Annotated in this window: 19 protein-coding genes and 1 pseudogene; 10 read left to right on the forward strand and 10 right to left on the reverse strand. The window is 73.6% G+C overall.

Translation table 11 applies throughout. The features are described 5' to 3' along the window. Positions 1-55 precede the first annotated feature (55 nt). A complete protein-coding gene (locus FHX78_RS07690) occupies positions 56-430 on the reverse strand; it encodes a hypothetical protein (protein ID WP_145866707.1) in 375 nt (124 codons plus the stop codon). Between the two features lie 2 nt (positions 431-432). Beyond that, positions 433-888 carry a YbaB/EbfC family nucleoid-associated protein gene (locus FHX78_RS07695; protein WP_145866708.1) on the reverse strand — a complete coding sequence of 152 codons (456 nt, stop codon included), beginning with the start codon at positions 886-888 and terminating at the stop codon, positions 433-435. A 683-nt stretch (positions 889-1571) separates the two neighbouring features. On the opposite strand from FHX78_RS07695, the pseudogene FHX78_RS07700 reads away from it, so the two are divergent. Together FHX78_RS07700 and FHX78_RS07705 are read left to right on the forward strand one after the other, a co-directional pair. Beyond that, positions 1572-1734, forward strand: a pseudogene (locus tag FHX78_RS07700) (cold shock domain-containing protein). Positions 1735-2560: 826 nt separating this feature from the next. Next, complete coding sequence (locus tag FHX78_RS07705) at positions 2561-3268, forward strand: IclR family transcriptional regulator (RefSeq protein ID WP_268257235.1); 708 nt, start codon at positions 2561-2563, stop codon at positions 3266-3268. Positions 3269-3310: 42 nt separating this feature from the next. Here the strand turns inward: FHX78_RS07705 and FHX78_RS07710 are convergent, their stop codons facing one another. The 8 genes from FHX78_RS07710 to truD all read right to left on the reverse strand — a co-directional run bounded on the left by FHX78_RS07710 (position 3311) and on the right by truD (position 10785). After that, positions 3311-4195, reverse strand: coding sequence for a class I SAM-dependent methyltransferase (locus tag FHX78_RS07710; RefSeq protein ID WP_145866710.1), 885 nt, complete (start codon positions 4193-4195; stop codon positions 3311-3313). Further along, positions 4192-4857, reverse strand: coding sequence for a 2OG-Fe(II) oxygenase (locus FHX78_RS07715; protein ID WP_145866711.1), 666 nt, complete (start codon positions 4855-4857; stop codon positions 4192-4194). The genes FHX78_RS07710 and FHX78_RS07715 overlap by 4 nt, the downstream gene beginning before the upstream one ends. Then, on the reverse strand, positions 4854-6230 hold the full coding sequence (locus FHX78_RS07720; protein WP_145866712.1) for a hypothetical protein: 1377 nt from the start codon (positions 6228-6230) through the stop codon (positions 4854-4856). Before FHX78_RS07720 ends, FHX78_RS07715 begins: the two co-directional genes overlap by 4 nt. Then, a complete protein-coding gene (locus FHX78_RS07725; RefSeq protein ID WP_145866713.1) occupies positions 6227-6847 on the reverse strand; it encodes a 2OG-Fe(II) oxygenase in 621 nt (206 codons plus the stop codon). Before FHX78_RS07725 ends, FHX78_RS07720 begins: the two co-directional genes overlap by 4 nt. 109 nt (positions 6848-6956) lie before the next feature. Next, complete coding sequence (locus FHX78_RS07730; protein ID WP_145866714.1) at positions 6957-7706, reverse strand: SDR family NAD(P)-dependent oxidoreductase; 750 nt, start codon at positions 7704-7706, stop codon at positions 6957-6959. A 7-nt stretch (positions 7707-7713) separates the two neighbouring features. Further along, complete coding sequence (locus tag FHX78_RS07735) at positions 7714-8469, reverse strand: class I SAM-dependent methyltransferase (protein ID WP_145866715.1); 756 nt, start codon at positions 8467-8469, stop codon at positions 7714-7716. A gap of 13 nt (positions 8470-8482) precedes the next feature. Next, entirely contained in the window at positions 8483-9757 is a 1275-nt protein-coding gene (locus FHX78_RS07740; RefSeq protein ID WP_229924166.1) for an aspartate aminotransferase family protein, read from the reverse strand. Next, the gene (truD, locus tag FHX78_RS07745) at positions 9754-10785 is read right to left on the reverse strand and encodes a tRNA pseudouridine(13) synthase TruD (protein WP_145866716.1); all 1032 of its coding nucleotides are present in this window, start codon (positions 10783-10785) and stop codon (positions 9754-9756) included. The genes FHX78_RS07740 and truD overlap by 4 nt, the downstream gene beginning before the upstream one ends. A 332-nt stretch (positions 10786-11117) precedes the next feature. On the opposite strand from truD, the gene FHX78_RS07750 reads away from it, so the two are divergent. The 8 genes from FHX78_RS07750 (at position 11118) to FHX78_RS07785 (ending at position 18400) form a co-directional block, all read left to right on the forward strand. Continuing rightward, positions 11118-12200, forward strand: a complete 1083-nt coding sequence (locus tag FHX78_RS07750) for a hypothetical protein (RefSeq protein ID WP_189908733.1) — start codon at positions 11118-11120, stop codon at positions 12198-12200. Next, the gene (locus tag FHX78_RS07755; protein ID WP_145866717.1) at positions 12197-12706 is read left to right on the forward strand and encodes a hypothetical protein; all 510 of its coding nucleotides are present in this window, start codon (positions 12197-12199) and stop codon (positions 12704-12706) included. The genes FHX78_RS07750 and FHX78_RS07755 overlap by 4 nt, the downstream gene beginning before the upstream one ends. Then, positions 12699-13700 (forward strand): ABC transporter ATP-binding protein, encoded by a 1002-nt coding sequence (locus FHX78_RS07760; protein ID WP_229924165.1) that lies wholly within the window; start codon positions 12699-12701, stop codon positions 13698-13700. The genes FHX78_RS07755 and FHX78_RS07760 overlap by 8 nt, the downstream gene beginning before the upstream one ends. Continuing rightward, a complete protein-coding gene (locus FHX78_RS07765; RefSeq protein ID WP_145866718.1) occupies positions 13693-14499 on the forward strand; it encodes an ABC transporter permease in 807 nt (268 codons plus the stop codon). Before FHX78_RS07760 ends, FHX78_RS07765 begins: the two co-directional genes overlap by 8 nt. A gap of 49 nt (positions 14500-14548) precedes the next feature. Further along, entirely contained in the window at positions 14549-15202 is a 654-nt protein-coding gene (locus tag FHX78_RS07770) for an HAD family hydrolase (RefSeq protein ID WP_145866719.1), read from the forward strand. A gap of 117 nt (positions 15203-15319) precedes the next feature. Next, the gene (locus tag FHX78_RS07775; RefSeq protein ID WP_145866720.1) at positions 15320-16642 is read left to right on the forward strand and encodes a B12-binding domain-containing radical SAM protein; all 1323 of its coding nucleotides are present in this window, start codon (positions 15320-15322) and stop codon (positions 16640-16642) included. Then, positions 16639-17748 carry an aminotransferase class I/II-fold pyridoxal phosphate-dependent enzyme gene (locus FHX78_RS07780; RefSeq protein WP_167531712.1) on the forward strand — a complete coding sequence of 370 codons (1110 nt, stop codon included), beginning with the start codon at positions 16639-16641 and terminating at the stop codon, positions 17746-17748. Before FHX78_RS07775 ends, FHX78_RS07780 begins: the two co-directional genes overlap by 4 nt. Positions 17749-17767: 19 nt before the next feature. Further along, positions 17768-18400, forward strand: a complete 633-nt coding sequence (locus FHX78_RS07785) for a P-loop NTPase family protein (RefSeq protein ID WP_145866722.1) — start codon at positions 17768-17770, stop codon at positions 18398-18400. The last annotated feature ends 4 nt before the right edge of the window (positions 18401-18404 follow it).

Genomic DNA, 18404 nt, shown 5'->3' on the forward strand with positions numbered 1-18404 from the left:
GGACGGAGCGGCCGCTCCCGGCAGGACGGTGCGGGAGCGGCCGGCGGTACGGAGGTCAGCGGCGGCCATGCCCGCCCGGGCCGTCGCCGTCCAGGCCGTGGGTCTCGACGCGGTTGTTGCTCCGCTCGATCTCCTCGAGGTTGTGGTCGCGGGTGTCCTTCATCATCCGGACCTGGCTGACCGTGGCGTCCGTGATCCCCACCAGCGCGTCGCGGATGGACATCATGGTCTCCTTGGTGGTCTGCCGCTCCTTCTGCTCCTGCGGCTTGGCCTTCTCCGCGAAGTCACCGCTCGTGCCGGGCCACTTGACCGTCGGCGCCAGATCGTCGAGGAACTCCTCGGTCATGCTCTTGGCGAGGGTGCCGATCTCCTCCAACTGCCGCGCCAGCGCCTCGATCCGGTGCGGGTCGACGTAGTACCGCTGTCCCATCGTCAGTCCTCCCCGTCCTCGTCGAGCGCGTCCCGCCACCCGGGAGTGTCCCGGCCGGCGCGTGCGGTGTCCTCGTCGTCCTCGTCCAGTACCTCGGGGCCGAAGATCCGCTCCCAGTCGAGCTCGAAGCCCTTCAGCTCCGGCACGTTGCTGCTCGGCTCGGTGAAGGGCGCCATCGCCTTCATCACGTGCCGGTTCATCTTCACCCGCGCCGCGCTCGCCGCCTCCAGCACACTGGCGGCCAGTTCCTGCGGGGACATGTCGCGGTACTTGTTCTCCAGGAACTCGATCCCGGTGAGCTCTCCCTGGGGGCCCACGGTGGCGCGGACCGCGCGGTCGGAGGAGAGCACCGCGAACGACGCCTGGCGCAGTTCGCGCTCGGTGCGCGCGACCGCCTCCTGGGCGGCCTGGAGTTCGGCCATCGCCTTCTCCAGCCGCTTCTCCAACGGTTCCGTCATGCCCGCACCGCCCTTCTCCGTTGCTCCGTCACCACGTCAGCCGCCGTCAACCACCGCGCGGGTTATGCGCGGTGGACCCCGCCGCGCCGGCCGGGTCCCGTGACGGACCGTCTCATGGCGAACGGTGTCACGGTCGAATGCCCCGGACATGAACGCAGGTGCCGACGAGGTGAACAGGCCACAACTTCACCAGAACTCTCGACTCCGTACCGCACGCGCGTGCGTCGGTGTTGATCAGCCAGGAGCCCAGAATGCCACACGAACTCTGCACACGGGGGCCCGCAAAGGCTCCGTATCGGCCCTTGACGTGCCCGTTTCCCGCCCGCTTCGAGCATGTTCCGGAAGTGGCGTGACAGGGGCGGACAAAGCGGCGGATCGGGCGGGGCGCGGAAGACGTCACCCGCCCGATCCGAGGAGCCACCATGCCCGGTCGCTTTCCGGGTCGGCGAGCGGGGCACCTTCGGGGCGGCCGTGACCAGCCGGCTCGTCCGCATCGTCCCGCAGTTCTTGCTCACGGGCATCGTCACCGTCTGCGCGGCCGAACTCCTTTTCCATCCGCACCCGGTTCGGCGCCGGCGCCCTCGCGTACAACCACGCACACCACCGTTGCAGGTGCGGTTTCCGGAGGGTTTCGTTTCCGACGGGGTAATCATCACGGCGACACGGGATTCGCACAGGGTGATATTCCTGGCACCATCCCCGAAGGAGACGGCGCCGACGCCTTCGCCCACTGCTCCCACATCGCCGCCCGGGGGCTTCCGTGAGCTGCTCGAAGGCCTGAAGGTGTCGTTCGACATCGTTCAGGACCAGAAGGGCCCGATGGCCGAGAACATCGTTCCCGCCTGACACAGCGCTCACGCGTACGTCATATCCGGGGCCGGGGAGACTCCGCACCGGACCGCATCACCGACCGGTGACGAATTCCCGTCGATCCGATCCCGCCCCTCTCGTTTTCCGGCCCGTATCGGCCTTCTCCGCGCCGCTCCTCAGCTGCGGGAATTCCTTGACGCGCGCCCCGCCGGGTGACATTGCGTCGGCAAAGCGAAGCCGCACGTTCACACATGTGGCCGCTCGACAGAAGGCGGAGACCGACCGGCCCGGCGGGCCGTCCTACGGGGCGGTGTCGCGCCGCCGGAGACGATCACACCCGTGCCGCCGCGGCCGGGCCGTCCGCCGATCCGGCCACGCCCGCGCCGCCCCCGGGCGCGAACGCATGACCGTACCGCTCAGTACCCTGCGGCAGTGATGACCGGAACACGGGCCCGGCCCACCTCCCCCGGAGCGGGAACCGCGCCGGACCCACCAGCGGTGCACCGCTCCGCGGGACCGGGGCTACACCTGCCCTCAGAGGGTTTTGCTCCGCGAACTCACCGATCGCCGGGACGGGATCGGTCGAGAGGGAGAAGCACCGGATCCGCTGTAAACCGGGCAACGAAGCGCATCAAACCAAATCGGCCTCATTCGCCGGTACTTGTCCGGATGCATATGACGAGAACGCGACAACAAGAGCGTTCGCGTCGTACGGGAACACGCCGATGTGACCGACAAGTAGGCGTTGCGCCACGGCGACGGTTTCGGGCACCGTCCAGGGAACTGGTCATTCAACTAGACGAACTCGGCTACGATCCCGTCGCTCGTTATCTTCTGACAATTCGACAAGTTGAAGGTGTACGTGATAGATTTTTCGTCGGCAGACCGCTCGGCCGAGACCCCGCAGGCGGAAGAGGGCCCACGGTCCAAGTTAACCCGCGGCTTAACACTTCTGCACGCGTTCCGGCCTCAGGACAACGAGGTCCAACTGTCCGAACTCGCCCGGCGGACCGGACTGCCGAAACCCACCGTGCACCGGCTGATAAAAGAACTGGTCGACCAGGGATTCCTGGAACGCGGCCGGCGAGGGCTGAGGCTGGGGCACACCCTGTTCCTGCTCGGCTCCCGCGCCCCGCAGCACCAGTTGCTGCGGCGGACGGCGCTCCCCTGTCTGCAGCGGCTCAACGAGGCCACCGGCGGCAGCGCCTACCTGTCCTTCGCGGACGGCCCGAACGTCGTCCACCTGGACGCCGTGCACAGCCCGTCCCTCCAGACCATGCGCCGCACCGACCACAGCTCGGTGTGCGCCTCGGCGGCACGCCAGGCGCTTGCCTCCCCCGCGCCCACCGGAAGCGCGAACGGCCGGCCGTACACCACGGTGCCCGGCGCGCGCGGGCTGGTCGCCGTCTCCACCCCGGTCCTGGGCGGATCCGGAACACCGGTGGCCGCCCTCACCGTGGTCGGCGTCACGACGCACCTGCGCCCCGAGATCGCCGCCCGGCACGCGCAGGGAGCGGCCCACACCATCTCGCGCCAGTTGCAGGAACCGTGGGAACAGCCACCGTGCTGAGCGGCACGGGCGCGCCCTGACCGGCACCGCCCCGCACCCGTCTCACACCTTCCGGGCGACGAACAGCCGGGGCAGCAGGCGCTCGGCCCGGTACTCCGCCAGCGCGGAGTCGAGGGTGCCGACCACACGGTCCGCCGAGTCGGCGCCAAGGATGGAATCCAGGCTCCCGCGGAACAGCCGCAGGGCGCGCAGCCGTTCGGCCACCAGCTGAGCGGCCCACTCGGAGACGTCCGTCTCGGCCACCAGGTCCAGGCCCGCCGCCGTGAACTGAGTGCGCCGCTCCTCCACGTCCGTCAGGAAGAACACACCCTCGGGATGGAAGCGCCGGAAGGCAGGAGCCGGCGCTTCTCCGGCGGCACACAGGCTCACCTCCTCGGTGACCACCAGCACGCCCCCGTCCGCGAGCAGCCGTGCGGCCTCGCGCAGGACCGCCGCGGGGTCGGGGAAGTGCGGCATGGAACCGGTGACCACCACCGCGTCCACCTCCCCGTCGGGCAGGGGCACCGCGTCGGCGGACGCGCACACCTCGGTGACGTTGGAGCGGCCCTGCGAAGCGGTGATGCGCGCGCTGACCTCACAGTGCTCCGGGACCAGGTCCACTCCGACCGCCTCGCCGACGACGGCGCCGCGCGCGGTCAGGGCGTCCACCAGGTAGCGCAGGGCGCCGCCGAAACCGCTGCCCAGCTCGACCAGCCGCAAGGGCTCCTCGGCCCGGTCGGCGGGCCGGTGCGCGGCCACCGCGTCCGCCACACGATCGCAGCCGTGCGGGCCGAAGTGGCCCATCTGGTCGAGTCCCAGCAGTCCCGACGGGCCGCTCTCGCCCGTGAAGTCGGCGATCCTGCCGACCGTGGTCTCCCAGTCGTGCCAGGCGGGGAACAGCTCCCGGTGGTACTCGCCCTGGGCGGTGGTCTGTCCTCCCCCGCTCATCCGGCGGCCTCCGGGCGGACGAAGTGCACCAGCAGGGTCTGCCGTTCCTGACGCGCCTCGTCGGTCACGGCCGCCACCGAGTGCCACGACGCGTCGGAGGGCACCAGCACCACGGACTCCCCCAGGTCCGGCCGCACCTGCCGCACCACCTCGTCCCCGCTCGGCCCGGCCAGGATGCACAGGGCACCGCCCCACTCCGGGAGCCAGCCGGAGTTGAAGTACCAGGTCTGGGTCACCGCCTTGTCCGCGCGGTCGGTGTGCGGGTCGATCCAGGAGCCCGCCCCGTAACGGACGGCGCGCGCCTCGACGGTGCAGCCGGTCAGGTCACGCCCCGACAGCGCGGCCACCGCCGCCCGGTACCGCGGGGACAGCAGCGCGTCGATCACGCCCCGCCAGCGCGGAGTCAGCGACTCCAGGGCGGCGGGAACGGGCTCGGACCGCTCGACGAGCTTCAGGTTGCGGGTGCTGTAGCCCTTGCCGCCCGTGCCCGTGGCGCGTTCGGTGAGGGTGAAGCCCTCGGTGGGGAACTCCTCGGCCAGCCGGGTCCCCAGGGCGCCGGGCAGCATGCCGCGCACCAGCGCCCAGCGGAACGGATCGGTGGCCGGCTCGGTGCGGGCCAGCGCGTCGTAGTCGAAGGGCGCGTTGTCGACGGTCGTGGTCACGAGGCATCCTCGGGGGTGATGGTGGCGCCGAGCGAGGTGAGCTTGCTGGCGAAGTCCTGGTATCCGCGGCGCAGATGACCGACGCCGACGAGGCGCTGCGGGACACCGGTGCCCAGGGCGGCCAGCACCAGCGTGGCCGCGGCCCGCAGGTCACCCGCCACCAGGTCCGTACCGGCCGGACGCAGCCGGCTCGGCGTCGTCGTGAGCCGGTTGCCGCGCAGGTCCAGCCGGGCGCCCAGGGCGCGCAGCCCCTCGGCGTACCCGAAGCGGCCGCCGTGCCAGACCAGATCGGTGAGGGTGGCCGGGCCGTCGGCACCCAGCAGCATCAGCGCGAACAGCGGCTGCGCGTCGCTGTAGGCGAAGTGGGAGGCGGCCAGGACGTCGGTGGCGCGCAGCCGCTCGGGCTCGCCGATCCGCAGGGACGACGGGCCCCACTCCAGGGGCACGCCCATCGCGTTCAGGTAGCGCAGTTCGGGGGCCAGTCCGGCGCGCACCTCCTCGACGCCGTCCAGGGCCAGTTCCAGCGGACGGCGCAGGTGCACGGCGAGGGCGACGAAGGTGACGACCTCCATCAGGTCGGACGGCACCGTGACACGGGCGGCGCCCAGCGGCCCGCCGGCGCCCTCCACCACGATGCGGCCGGGGGCCGACTCCACCGCCACCCCGGCTTCGGCGAGCACCCGCACCAGGCCGTACACGTCGAGCTTGGGGTACGGGTTGCGTATCTCGGTGGTGCCGGTGGCCGTGGCCGCGGCCAGCAGGGCGGTCTTCGTGGCGCCGGAGTAGTACGGGCCGGTCAGGGTTCCCGTGGCGGGCTCGACGTCGGCGAAGTCGGCCATGTCCAGGGTGGTGCCGCGCAGTCCGCCGCGGGGCGCGCGGGCGCTGAACCCGCCCGCGGTGGCCTCGCAGGTCGCGCCGAACGCCTCCAGGACGCGCGCCACGTGGCCCGTCGGCCGGGCGCCGCCCGCGCCGTCGCCGATGCTGCACCCGCCGTGCGTGCCCGACACCACCCGGCCGCGCGCCGCCAGCAGTGTAGGCAGCAGGTACATGCCGCCGTGCACGCCTTGGGACAGCCCGGCCGGTATCTCGTGGCCCGTCAGCCCGCGCGGGTCGACCGTCATCCGGTCCCCGTCGTGCTGGACCCGCCCGCCGAGGGCGGAGACGATGCCGCCCAGCGCGTGCCGGTCGGCGATGTCGGGGACGTTGGTGAACTCCCACGGCGCGCCGGCGAGGCAGGCGGCGGCCAGGCTCGGCACGAGCAGGTGCTTGAACCCGTCCGCCCGTACGGGACCGGCGTCCGCCGCCGGGGAGCCGCCGCACACCGTCCACACGTCGGTGGCGGCGTGGTCGCGCATCAGGGTGGAACCGCTCATCGCCACATCTCCACCTGCACCGTCACCCGCAGGCCGGGCGCGGACGGACGCACCGGGGCGACCGCGTGCCAGGAGTTCTCCGAGCGCGCGAACAGCACCGACCGGCCGCCGCCGGGGACGATGGAGGCGTGCACCGGCGCGTCGTCGCCCGCCGTGCCGCGTACCAGGAACTCGCCGCCGTCGTCCGTGCCCCACTCCTCGTTGAGGTAGAGCACGTGGGTGGCGTTCTTGTCGGCCTTGTCGGTGTGCGAGGACACCCAGTCGCCCTCGCCGAAGACGAACACCCCCACGTCGAAGGCGCCGCCCGACACGTCCGCGCCCACCGTCTCGCGCACCCAGTGGCGGTACTCGGGCGACTGCACGGCCGCGGCGAACTCGGCCCAGGCGTCGCCCGCCTTGCGCAGCGCGGGCTGCTCCGCGCCGCGGTGCACCAAGGGCAGCACATGCATGCCGTACGTCTTGTCACCGCCGGTGCGGCGCTCGGAGCGGGTGAAGTGCTCCAGCGCGGGCACCGATTCCCGCAGCGCGGCGCGCGCGCCGGCGGGCAGCAGACCGGTGACGGTCGACCAGTGGTAGGGCTCGGTCCTGGTGTCCCGGGCGGCGGTGAAGTCGAGCACGTTGTCCTCCTCGGACGATGGGGTGGTGCGACGGGCGGACGCCGACCGGGTCGTGTCACCGAGGACAACGGCGTGCGCCGGCCGGAGGGAAGGAGTCCGGTGGCGGGGCCTAAAGCGGGGGCTCGGGAAGGCGCGGGCCGAAGGAGACCTGCGGCACGCCCTCCTGGCCGGGTTCGCGCGAGCGGAGGATCTGCACCTCGCGGAAGGACTCCCGCTGGGATTGCGCGAGGTCCCAGATGATCCCGGCGACCTCCGCCGGGTCCATCATCGTGCCGTAGTCGATCTCCAGTCCCGTGTGGAAATCGGGCACCGCGAGGCCGCCCGGCTGGATCAGGGTCACCTGGTTCGCCGGGTGCGCCTCCACCAGTTCCGGCACCAGCCCCCTGGTCGCGGTGGCCTGCGCGGCCTTGAGCGCGCAGTACAGGGACTCGTTCTCCCGCCGCTTCCAGCCGGACGACGAGGCGATCGTCACCAGCCGCACGCTCGACGGGGCGGCCGCCAGCATGCGCCGCAGCAGCTTGAGCGGACCGGTCAGGAGCAGGTCGGTCAGCCCGTCGATCTCCGCGTCCTCGGTCTTGGCCAGGGGCTTCTTCAGGAAGGCCCCGGCCACCCAGAACACGTACGCCGGACCGGGCAGCGACACGTCCGCCGAGGCCACGGAGTCCGCGTCGCACAGGTCCAGTTCACGCGGTTCGAACCCGCGCGAGCGCTCCGGCGGCAGGTCGTGCACGGACCGCCCGTAGACGAAGGTGCGCAGGCCCGCGTCCCGGCAGCGGACCGCGAGCTGGTGGCCCAGCCCCCGGGTCCCGCCGATCACCGCCGCCACCGCGGGCTGCGCTTGCGACGTGGTTGATGTCATGGAGGAGTCACCTTCCGGGGTCCGGTGTCAGGTCGAGCAGGAGGAAGCGCGGCCTGGTGGCCACCGCGGGGAACTTCTTGTCGCCGAAGGCGGCGCGGTGCTCCTCGGTCGCGCGCGGTTCGCGCAGGTCCCGCACCGCGAGGCCGGCCGCGTGCGCGGCGGCGACCATGTCCCCGAGCGGCCTGCGGTAGAAGCGGACCACCATCGGCGGGGGGCCGTAGGACGTCCAGGTGTCCGTGAGCCGCTCCACCGCGAAGTAGTCGCCCCCCTCGGACAGTTCGAGGTCGTCGAAGGGGTGGTGGGTGGAGATCACCACCCGGCCGCCGGGGGCCAGCACCCGGCGGAACTCGGTCAGCACCGGCACCCAGTCCGCCACGTAGTGCAGCGTCAGCGACGACACCACCCGGTCGACCGAGCCGGTCTCCAGGAAGTCCAGCGGCTCGCGCAGGTCGTGCACGCGGAACTCGGCCCTGTCTCCCGCCCGTTCGCGGGCCGCCGCCACCAGGGAGGGGCTGACGTCCAGGCCCAGTACCCGCGCGCCGTCGTCCGCCAGCCGCGCGGAGAGCCGGCCGCCCGCGCATCCGGCCTCCAGTACGCGCAGTCCGCGCACCGGTCCGAGCAGCTCCCGCAGCGCGGGCCGCTCCAGGAGGGTGTTGTAGGGGTTGTCCGCGCTGCCCCGGTCGTACTGGAGCGCGAACGGCTCGTAGCCGAGGTCGTCCGCGTCCCGGTCGGGGCCGGTGGTGGGTGCGTCGTGCTCGCTCATCGTCGTCCTCCGCTCAGCCCGCCGTCCCGCTGACGGCGAGATCGGGAGTGATCCTGGCAGACGCCTCGTCGAGCACCTGCCATGCCCGGTCGAGCTGTGCGGGGGTGGTGACCAGCGGCGGAAGCAGCCGCAGCACCTCGGGCTCGCCCAGGCACGGCGACAGCAGCAGTCCACGCTGCCCCAGCTCCATGAGCAGGTCGCCGGCCGCGGCGGGCGAGGCCGTCTCCAGGCCCCACAGCAGTCCGCGTCCGCGCGCGCCGCGCAGCAGGTCCGGGTGGCGGGCACACAGGTCGGCCAGCCCCCGCTCGACCCGTTCGGCCAGGTCGGCGCCGTCCGCGGCGTGCTCCTCGACCGCCTCGAGCGCGGCCGATCCGGCCGCCGCGCACAGCGGGTGTCCGGAGAAGGTCGTGGTGTGCAGGAACGGGTCGCGGGCCAGGGGCCGGTGGAACTCCTCGGTGGCCACCATCGCCGACAGCGGCAGGACGCCGCCGCCGAGCGCCTTGCCCAGCAGCACCGCGTCCGGGCGCAGTCCCGCCGTCACCGCCAGCGACCGCTCGCCGCAACGGCGCAGGCCGGTCTGGATCTCGTCGGCGACGACGAACGCGCCCGCCTCGCGGGCCCGTGCCACCAGGGCGTGGAGGAACTCCGGCGGCAGCGGGCGCACGCCGCCCTCCCCCTGCACCGGTTCGAAGATCACCGCGGCGACGTCGCCGTCCGCGAAGGCCGCGTCCAGCGCGCCGACGTCCACCGGCACATGGGTGACCCCGCCCAGCAGGCTCCGCACCGGCGCGCGGTAGCGCTCGCTCCAGGTGGCGGCGAGCGCGCCCAGCGACTTGCCGTGGTAGGCGCCCTCGACGGCGACGACGCGGGTGCGGCCGGTGTGCGCGCGGGCCAGCTTCAGGGCGGCCTCCACGGCGTCACAGCCGTTGAGCCCGAACCAGGCGCGGGTCAGCCGGCCGGGGTCGAGGTAGCCGGTCAGCCGGTCGGCGAGCGCGGCGGTGGCCGGGTTGGCCAGGACCCGGGTGGAGGTGGGCATGCGGCCCAGTTCGGCGGCGACCGCGGCGGTGACCGCCGGGTGCCGGTGGCCGAGCAGGGTGACGGCGTAGCTTCCGAAGTCCACCGCGTCCCGGCCGTCGGAGAGGCGGACGAGCGCGCCGTCGCCGGTGGCCTCCACCGCGTCCTTGCCGTTGATCGCGTACAGCATGCCGAGGCTCGGCGAGATGTGCTCGCGGACGCCGCGCAGGGTGTCCCCGGCACTTCTCACCGCGTCGACAGGCGCCGGCGTCACACCGTCTCCAGCTGCTGGAAGAACTGGGTGACGGCCATGGTGGCGTAGCAGCCGGAGGGCAGGAAGAACGACAGGGTGCAGGCCCAGCGGTCCGGGAACCGGTCGTCGGGGCGCACGCCGAGCACCCGCACTCGCGTCTGCACCACGGTGGGGCGCGGGGACTCGGTGTAGCGCATCTCCCCGTCCGTCCACCGGTAGCGGCCGCAGTCCAGCTCCGGCGCGGCGCGCAGCACCTCACGCGCGGCGGCGGGGGTGCGCGGCAGGACGTAGCGCAGGCCCTCCCGGTCGGTCTCGACCGTGTCCGCGCCGCCCTCGTCGGCGACCAGCTCGGTCAGCCGCTCGTTCCACTCGGCCGAGGCGTGGGCGCAGCGGTAGAAGGCGAGCACGCGCGGGTCGAGCGCGGCGAGGAATTCCGCCGGGTCCCCGTCGTGCGCCAGTGCCTGCCCGCCCTCGGGCGAGCCGGACTCCCGCAGCAGCCGGAACGCGGCCCGGTCGTCGCCGTCGATCAGCGCGCCGCCCAGCAGGTGGGTCTGCTTGGGGCCGCCGGGCACGCCGAAGCGCTGGGTGTCGTAGTAGTTGACGAAGAACATGTTGTGCTGGGCGGGACCCGCGCGCAGGGCGTCCGCGGTGGCCGTGTCGAGGTCGCGGGCGACGATGCGGAAGCAGTTGCCGTCCAGCTCGCCGACGACGACCGGTGCGCCGCCGTGCCCGCGCTCGGACAGCCGCATGTAGTCGGTGCCGGCGTGCGCGCGGTTGAAGTCGGCCAGTTGCTCGGGGGAGGCCGCCCCGCGCAGGGACAGCGTCTGTTCGGTGACCCCGTCCTCGTCCTTCAGGCCGGCGGCGGCGACGGCCTCGCGCTCCACCCCCAGGTGGGCGGCGACCGCGGCGACCGCCTGGTGGGTGGTGTACCCGCGCTTGGTGAGCAGCAGGTACTGGTGGTCCGCGGCGCCTGCGGGGCCGGTGGCCGTCCCCAGGCACTCGCTCACCGCGAAGTCCTCGGGGACCGCTTTGAGTACGCAGACGGACATCGGGTTCCTTCCCAGGGGGTCGTGCGGTGCGGGCCCGGCACGGCCGGGCCCGCACCACGCTCTCGCTTCGGTCCGGGGCGAGCGCCCGTCGTCCGGCGTCCGGGGTCATTCGTTCCCCCGACGCGAGAACGCGTCTCGCGCAGGCCGGGCGGGGCCGCTGTCGGTGCAACACGTGAGTCCGCGTGCGGACTTCGTGGTGGGTGCTGCCTCAACGACTCCCGGCCGGAGACGGTCGGAGTGGTGCCGACTCTAGGCACGCCCCATCCCGTGCCGGGGGCGGGTGTTCCGAGCAGTGGAACACCGAACAACGTTCCAGGGCACGGCAGTTCAGGATGGGGGCGCGGCGCCGCCCGGCGCCGCGCGAGCAACCACCCAGGGAGGCCGTCCTGTCGATCGCACCCTCCACCCCCTCGGCCGCGTCCGCTTCGGACGATCTCCTGCGCACCCGGCTCGAAGCGTTCCTCACGGCCCGGTCGTTCGGCCTGGACGATCTGGTCGAGGAGACCGACCAGGGCCACGGCGAACCGGTGCTCGCGGTCGCCGCGGGCTCCGTCCTGGCGGGCTTCGGCACCCACAAGAGCGACCTCGACCTGCTGGTCCTGGTCGACCACGACCGCGTCACCCGGATGCCGATCACCTCGCACCGTTTCGGCACCCTCGTCGACGTCACCGTGCGCGCCGCCGTTCCGGCGAAGGCCGCGGCCGCGGAGCTGACGACCACCGACTGGCCCACGCCGGACCGGGTGGACAACGCGGGCTGGAACCACCACCGCCGTTCCCTGAACACCACCAGCCGGATGGCGCTCGGCCTGCCGCTCAAGGGCGGCGACGAGTGGCTCGCCTGGCAGCGCGGCCTGCGCGGACCGTGGCTCGGCCGGGTGCTGCACCGCTGGTGGGTGGCCGAGTCGGTGCGGATGCGCACCGCCGCCCGCTGGCTCGCGCCGGCCAACCCGGCCCTGGCGCTGCTGCGCGCCCGCGACGCCGTCCTGCACGCCCTGCACGCCCGCGCCACCGAGGCGGGACAGTGGTACTTCAACGCCAAGTGGCTGCCGGAGAAGCTGCGCGCCCTGGACGACGCCGACGGGCTGGCCAAGGTGACCGCGCTGCTGGCCGGCCGTGTCACCCTCGACACCGCGCTGTCCTGGGCCGACGACCTGCTCGGCCCGGTGGGCCGCTGGGAGGCGGCGGTGCACTGGGCGCCCGGCGTGTCCACCTGGCCGGTCGACACCGGCACCGTCGTCGACCGCTGGGGCATCCGCGCGGTGCAGACCCCGCTGTCCGGCCTGCCCGCCGCCCCGGGCGACGGCGCGGTGTGGACGGGGCCGGCCGACGCCCCGCCCCCGGAGGTCCGCGACCTGTTCGCCCACGACATGCTGTGGCTGGGCGTGGCCCCGGCCGTGAAGGAGGCCCCGTGAGTGCCGCGGCCCTGCCCGACGTGCGCCGGCTCATCGGCTACCGCGCCCACGGCGCGGCCCGCCTTGTCCTGGAGGGCCATGCCGCGCTGGAGGACGTCGAGGGCTCGCTGGCCGCCGGCCAGCCGGAGACGGCCGTGCTGATGGCGCACGACCTGATCCAGATCTCCCTGTCCATCAGGGGCCTGGCCACCGCCGGGGAGTTGAGCTGGCCGCAGGGCCAGGCCAGCTTCGACCCCTTCGCCGGGGTGGACCCCCAGGAGGTGGCCGAGGGCGACGCGCTGGCGGCGCGCGGCCTGGACCACGGCGACGAGGCCTGGCTGGAGGAGCTGCGCGCCCACCTGGCGGAGACCGAGAGCCGGCTGGGCTACCCCGAGCCCCTGCCGTACGTGCGCTCCGGTGCCGGGATGTTCAAGGCCGTCGGCCTGGTCCGCACCTGGGCCGCCCATCTGGAGAAGCTCGGCCTTCCGGGCGTCCTCCCCGGCGACTGGGCGCTGCCCGGTGACTGAGTCCGTCCATGACGTGCCGCTCGCCGTCGGCGGGACGAAGTCCTCCGCCGGCCGCGGCGACGGCCCCGCGCTGGACGTCGTCGGCGTCACGAAGTCCTACGGCGACGTCCACGCGCTGCGCGGGGTGGACCTGCGCATCCCACCGGGCCGGGTCACCGCGCTCCTCGGCGAGAACGGCGCGGGCAAGTCCACGTTGATGTCGCTGGTGGCGGGCCTGCAACGGCCCGACGCGGGCACCATCGCCATCACCGGGCACGACGTGGCCGACGCGCCCCGGGCGGCCCGGCGCGCCCTCGGCTTCGCCCCGCAGGACCTGGGCGTCTACCCCACTCTGACGGTCCGCCAGAACCTGATGTTCTGCGCGGAGCTGGCCGGCCTGCGCCGCGGCGCCGCCCGGGACCGTACGGCCGAGACCGCCGAGCCGCTCGCGCTGGCCGGGCTGCTGGACCGGCGGGCGGGCGAGCTGTCCGGCGGCCAGCAGCGCCGGCTGCACGTGGCCATGGCGCTGGTGCACCGGCCCGCCGTCCTGCTGCTGGACGAATCCACCGCCGGAGTGGACGTCCGCACCCGTACCGCCCTGCTCGACCTGGTGCGCGGGCTCGCCGCCGACGGAGTCGCCGTGTGCTACTCCACGCACTACCTGGCCGAGGTGGAGTCCCTCGACGCCCACGTCGCCGTCCTCGACGGGGGCCGGGTGATCGCCCACGACACCCTGTCGGCGCTGGTGGACCGGCACGCCCGCGGCGCGCTGGAGCTGACCTTCCACGGCCCCGTCCCCGAGGACCTGGACCTGCCCTGGCCCACCCGCCCCACCGGGGACGGCCTGCGGGTGCTGGCCGACCGGCCGCACGAGGCGGCGGCACGCCTGCTGGAACTGCTCGGCCCCACCTCCGCGCTGTCCGGGCTGCGCGTGGTCCGGCCCGACCTGGAGGCGGTCTTCCTCGAACTGACCGGCCGCCGCTACCGCGACGAGGGGAGCCCCGCCGATGCGTGAGTCCCTGCCGCGGTCGGTCCGGCGCGTCGCGGCGCTGGTCCGGCACGACCTGCGACTGCACCGCGCCGATCTGACCCCGCTGGTCACCATGACGGTGATGCCCCTGCTCATCATGGCCTTCGTGCGCCCGCTGTACCTGAGCAGCCTCAGCACCCGCTACGGCACCCCGCCCGACGGCGTCCCGTTCACCGGCGCGGAGCTCGCCGTGCCGGGCGTCGCGGTGATCTTCTCGTTCTTCCTGGCCGCCGACGTCGGCTACGGCGTCTTCCGCGAACACGGCTGGCGCACCTGGGACCGGCTGCGCACCGGTCCGGCCCGCCCCTTCGAGGTGCTGGCCGGACGGGCGGTCGTCCCGCTGCTGGTGCTGCTCGCCCAGCTGACGCTGCTGTTCTCCGTCGGCGGGCTGCTGTTCGGGCTGCGCGTGCGCGGCTCCTACGCGGCGATCGCCGCCGTCGGCGTGTGCCTGGCCCTGTGCCTGGTCGCCTTCGGGTTCGTCCTGGTCGCGCTCTGCCGCACGGTGATGCAGCTCAACGTCTTCTCCAACGTGGCCGCCCTGCTGTTCGCGGGCCTCGGCGGCACCCTGGCCCCGGTCGAGCAGCTGCCCGGCTGGGTGCAGGCCCTCGCCCACGTCACGCCCACCTACTGGGCCATGCGCGGCTTCACCGGAGCGGTGCTCGACGGGGACGGCCTCGGCGGGGCCGTCCTGCCCTGCCTGGTGCTCCTCGTGATCGCGGCCGTGCTCACCGTCGCCGGCCTGAACCGGTTCCGCTTCGAGGACCGCAAGGTCTCCTGGTCCTGACCGGCACACCGTCCACCCCACCGTCCGCACTCCTCCGAAGGGGCCCCGCATGCCCGCCCTCGTCGTCTTCGACTGCTTCGGCACCGTGGTCACCGAGCTGACGCCCATGCCCGAGGCGCCGGAGCTGGCCCGCAGGCTGGCGGCCGCCCTCGAACTGCCCGCGGCCACCGCGGCCGCCGTGATCGACGACCTGATCGGCACCCTGTGGACCGCGCTGACCGACCCGGCCGCCGAACAGCCCGCGTCCCGGGCGCTCCTCGCACGCGTCCTGGACGAGCACGGCGTCCCGGCGGACGCGGCGGCCGTGGACCGGACCCTGTGGCACGTCATGGGACCGGACGACGGCCGCTTCCGCCTGTGCGCCCCGGCCGCGGAGGCGATGGTCCGGACGGCCGCCGCCGGTCACACCGTCCGCATGGTCAGTACCTGCTATCTGCCCGGGGACCAGATGCGCCGGCTGCTGGCCGGACTCGGGGTGCCCGACGTCCTCGACGCCTGTCTGTTCTCCGCCGACGGCGGCCCCAAGAAACCCGACCCGCGGGCGTTCGCGGCCGTCGGCGCGGGGGACTTCACCCGGCGCGTCATGGTCGGCGACACCCCGCACAACGACATCGCGCCCGCACGGGAGCTGGGCTGGGACACCGTCCAAGTGGACGCGGCGGCACCGGACTTCACGCCGTTGCACGCCCTGCTCGGCATCTGAGCCGGTCCTCGCACCCACTCGATCGAATCAGCGTTCCAACCACAGAAACACCGCGTTTCCCCGCACCCGCACGACGGCACAGAATCGTCGTGCCCCCACCAGCCGAGGAGTTCATCCGTGGCGAAGATCCTGGTCGTCTGGCCGCCGCACGTGCCCAGCTACTTCAACGCGGGCCACCACACCCCGCTGTACATGACGGCGGGTCACCTGCGTGCCGAGGGGCACGAGGTGGAGACCTGCGACGCGAGCGCGGCGGGCCTGAACTGGAAGGCCATGGGCGACCTGCTCTACCAGGGCGCCTACGACGTGATCGCGATGATGAACGACTTCGACGCCGTCGACGGCTTCGAACGGTTCGTGCTCTACGCCCAGGAGCTGTGCCCCGGCGCCCGCCTGATCACCTTCGGCCGGCTCAGCAGCATGAACCCGGGCTTCTTCGCCCGCTACGCCCTCGACGCCGTGGTGCAGTCCGGCGACTACGAGACCGGCGTGGCCCACTACGCGCGTGCCCTGGCCGAGGGGCCGGTCACCACCGGCCTGCCCGGAGTCACCGTACGCGAGGGCGACCGCTGGCACCCGCCCACCGGCCCCGGGGACACGCTGCCCGCCGAGCAGTGGGTGCTGCCCGAGGTCGACGAGATCCCCTACGACTCCTACGACCGCCTCTACGCCGACGACGCGCACAAGTTCTGCGGCATCCCCTTCCGCCGCGAACTGGTCGTGCCCGCCGCCCGCGGGTGCCCCGTCAACTGCGACTTCTGCGAGGTCCCGGCCATCTTCGGGCTGCGCGAGCGACGGCTGAGCGTGGACGCGACGATCGACTACATCCGCCGTTCCTACGAGAAGGCGCCCTTCGAGTACGTCGCCTTCTACGCGCCGACGTTCACCCTGGACCGCCGCTGGGTCAAGGAGCTGTGCCAACGCTTCATCGAGGGCCCGGTGTCGCCCCAGTGGAAGTGCGCCACCACCATTCCGCACCTCAGTGAGGAACTGGTCGCCCTGATGGGCGAGGCGGGCTGCGTCCGCATCTCCGTGGGCCTGGAGACCCTCGAACCCGACGGGCAGGGCACCCTGCCGCGCGCCAAGCGGATCGAGGAGGAACGCTTCCGCGAGCTGGCACGCTGGTGCGAGGCCGCGGGCATCGAGCTGAACGCGTTCGTCATCGTCGGGCTGCCCGGCACCACCGCCGCCGGGGCCGCCCGCACCCGCGAGGTGCTGCGCGACACCGGCGCCCGCTTCCGTCCCACGGTCTACACCCCGCTGCACGAGATGACGCCGGCCATGACCCCGCTGGAGATCAGCCGGTTCAACCGCCAGCTCACCTCCGCCCCGCTCGGCGCGGAGTCCACCGAGGTCTACGACTTCGTCTTCGGCGGGGACGACCGGCTGACCTCGGTCTACAAGAACATCCCCAGGCGGCTGTCGGGCGGGGTGTCGTGACGGCCGCCGCGCAACCCGCGGTCGCCTTCGCCACCGCACCCGGCGCGGCGGCCGTCGCTCCCCGGCCCCGCCTGCGGACCGACGCGCTCAACCTCAAGAGCTGCGAACTGCGCCACCCCGGCTCCGACCGGCTCGTGGAACGGGCGCTGGCCCGCGTGCGCGTGGAGGACACCCGCTCCTACCCGTACCAGGCGGAGACGCTCGTCGCGCTCGCCCGGGTCCACGACACCCCCGTGGAGGGCATCACCCTGACCGCGGGCTCGGACGCCGCGATCGGGCTGCTCGTCGACGCGTTCGCGCGCCCGGCCGGCGGGCTGGTCGTGGCCCGGCCCGCCTTCGAGGCCTGGGAGTACTACGCCCGGCTGCGCGAGGTGCCGGTCACCGGCGTGCCCGTCCTGGTCGGCACGCCGCCGCGCACGGACCTCGGCGCGCTGGCCGGCGCCCTGGCCGACGCGCCCTCCCCGGCCGTGGTCGCGCTGGCCAACCCGGTCAGTCCCGCCGGTCTCGTGCTCGACACCGCCGAGGTGGCCGAGCTGGCGGTGCTCGCCGCGCACCACGGGCACCTGCTCGTCGTCGACGAGTGCTACGGCGCCTTCACCGGCACCACCCACGTGCCCCTGCTGCGCCACCACCCGAACCTGGTCGTGGTGCGCTCCTGCTCCAAGGCCTACGCCCTGGCCGGCGCCCGGCTGGCGGCGGTCTTCTCCCACCCCGGCCTCGCCGCCGAGCTGTTCAAGTACCGCCCCGACAGCACCGTCTCCGGTACGGCGCTGGCCCTGCTGGGCCAGGGTCTCGACGCGCTCGACGAGTACCGCGCCGTGTGGGCCGACCTGGCGCGGATACGCGAGGAGTTCGTCGCGGCCGTGCTCGCCGACCGCCCCGACTGGACGTTCCTGGCTCCGGGCGGCAACTTCGCCACCTTCGTCACCGGTGACCCCGAACTGCCCGACCGCGTCGCCGCGGGCCTGGCCGAACGCGGCGTCCGCATCCGGTCGCTGACCTCGCTGACCGGGCTGAGCGGCGCCTTCCGCGTCTCGCTGGCCGACGACGCCACCATGCGGCGCGTGGCCGGGTTGATCCGGGAGGTGTCCGATCACCACGCCTGAGACCGTCAGCCGGATCGCCGTGCTCGGCAGCCCCGGAAGCGGCAAGACGACCTTCTGCCACGCGCTGGCCGCCGCGGGCGGTCCCCCGCTGTACCACCTCGACGACCTCTACTGGGGCCGGGGCTGGCGGCGTCCCGCCCCCGCCGAGTGGGAGGCCACGGTCGCCCGGCTGACCCGGCTGCGGACGTGGACGGTCGACGGGAACTTCATCGACACCGTGCCGGTCCGCGTGGCCGCGGCGGACGTCGTGGTCCTCTTCGACCGCCATCCGCTGCTGTGCGCCGCGGCCCTGGTGAGCCGGTCGGCCCGGCTGCGCCGCGGCGACCGCACCGACTACCTGCCGCACGGACTCGCCCCGGACGACCCGCCGGTGCGCAGCGTGCGCGCGTTGCTGCGCAAGGCCCTGGGCTTCCGCCGCCGCGAACTGCGCCGCATGGCACCGCTGCTGGCCGGGGCCGACGTCCGCGTGGTGCGCACCCGGCGCGCCGCCGCGGCCCTGCTGGCGGAGCTGTCCGCCCAGGACCGGCGGGCACCCGCCGCGGACGGCGACCCGGGCCTTGCCCCGTGCCGCTGTCCCGAGACCCTGTCCCCGAGAGGAGAGCCGATGACCCACGGCACCAGGCCCCGAGCGGACCGGGGGACCGGCACGTGACCGC

This window comes from Streptomyces capillispiralis (assembly GCF_007829875.1).
Classification (GTDB): Bacteria; Actinomycetota; Actinomycetes; order Streptomycetales; family Streptomycetaceae; genus Streptomyces; species Streptomyces capillispiralis.

Bases quoted from the DNA above. Each gene is read 5' to 3' on its own strand.
- FHX78_RS07690 (WP_145866707.1), bottom strand. From the start codon at position 430: ATGGGACAGCGGTACTACGTCGACCCGCACCGGATCGAGGCGCTGGCG.
- FHX78_RS07695 (WP_145866708.1), bottom strand. From the start codon at position 888: ATGACGGAACCGTTGGAGAAGCGGCTGGAGAAGGCGATGGCCGAACTC.
- FHX78_RS07710 (WP_145866710.1), bottom strand. From the start codon at position 4,195: ATGAGCGGGGGAGGACAGACCACCGCCCAGGGCGAGTACCACCGGGAG.
- FHX78_RS07720 (WP_145866712.1), bottom strand. From the start codon at position 6,230: ATGAGCGGTTCCACCCTGATGCGCGACCACGCCGCCACCGACGTGTGG.
- FHX78_RS07730 (WP_145866714.1), bottom strand. From the start codon at position 7,706: ATGACATCAACCACGTCGCAAGCGCAGCCCGCGGTGGCGGCGGTGATC.
- FHX78_RS07735 (WP_145866715.1), bottom strand. From the start codon at position 8,469: ATGAGCGAGCACGACGCACCCACCACCGGCCCCGACCGGGACGCGGAC.
- truD (WP_145866716.1), bottom strand. From the start codon at position 10,785: ATGTCCGTCTGCGTACTCAAAGCGGTCCCCGAGGACTTCGCGGTGAGC.
- FHX78_RS07750 (WP_189908733.1), top strand. From the start codon at position 11,118: ATGGGGGCGCGGCGCCGCCCGGCGCCGCGCGAGCAACCACCCAGGGAG.
- FHX78_RS07765 (WP_145866718.1), top strand. From the start codon at position 13,693: ATGCGTGAGTCCCTGCCGCGGTCGGTCCGGCGCGTCGCGGCGCTGGTC.
- FHX78_RS07770 (WP_145866719.1), top strand. From the start codon at position 14,549: ATGCCCGCCCTCGTCGTCTTCGACTGCTTCGGCACCGTGGTCACCGAG.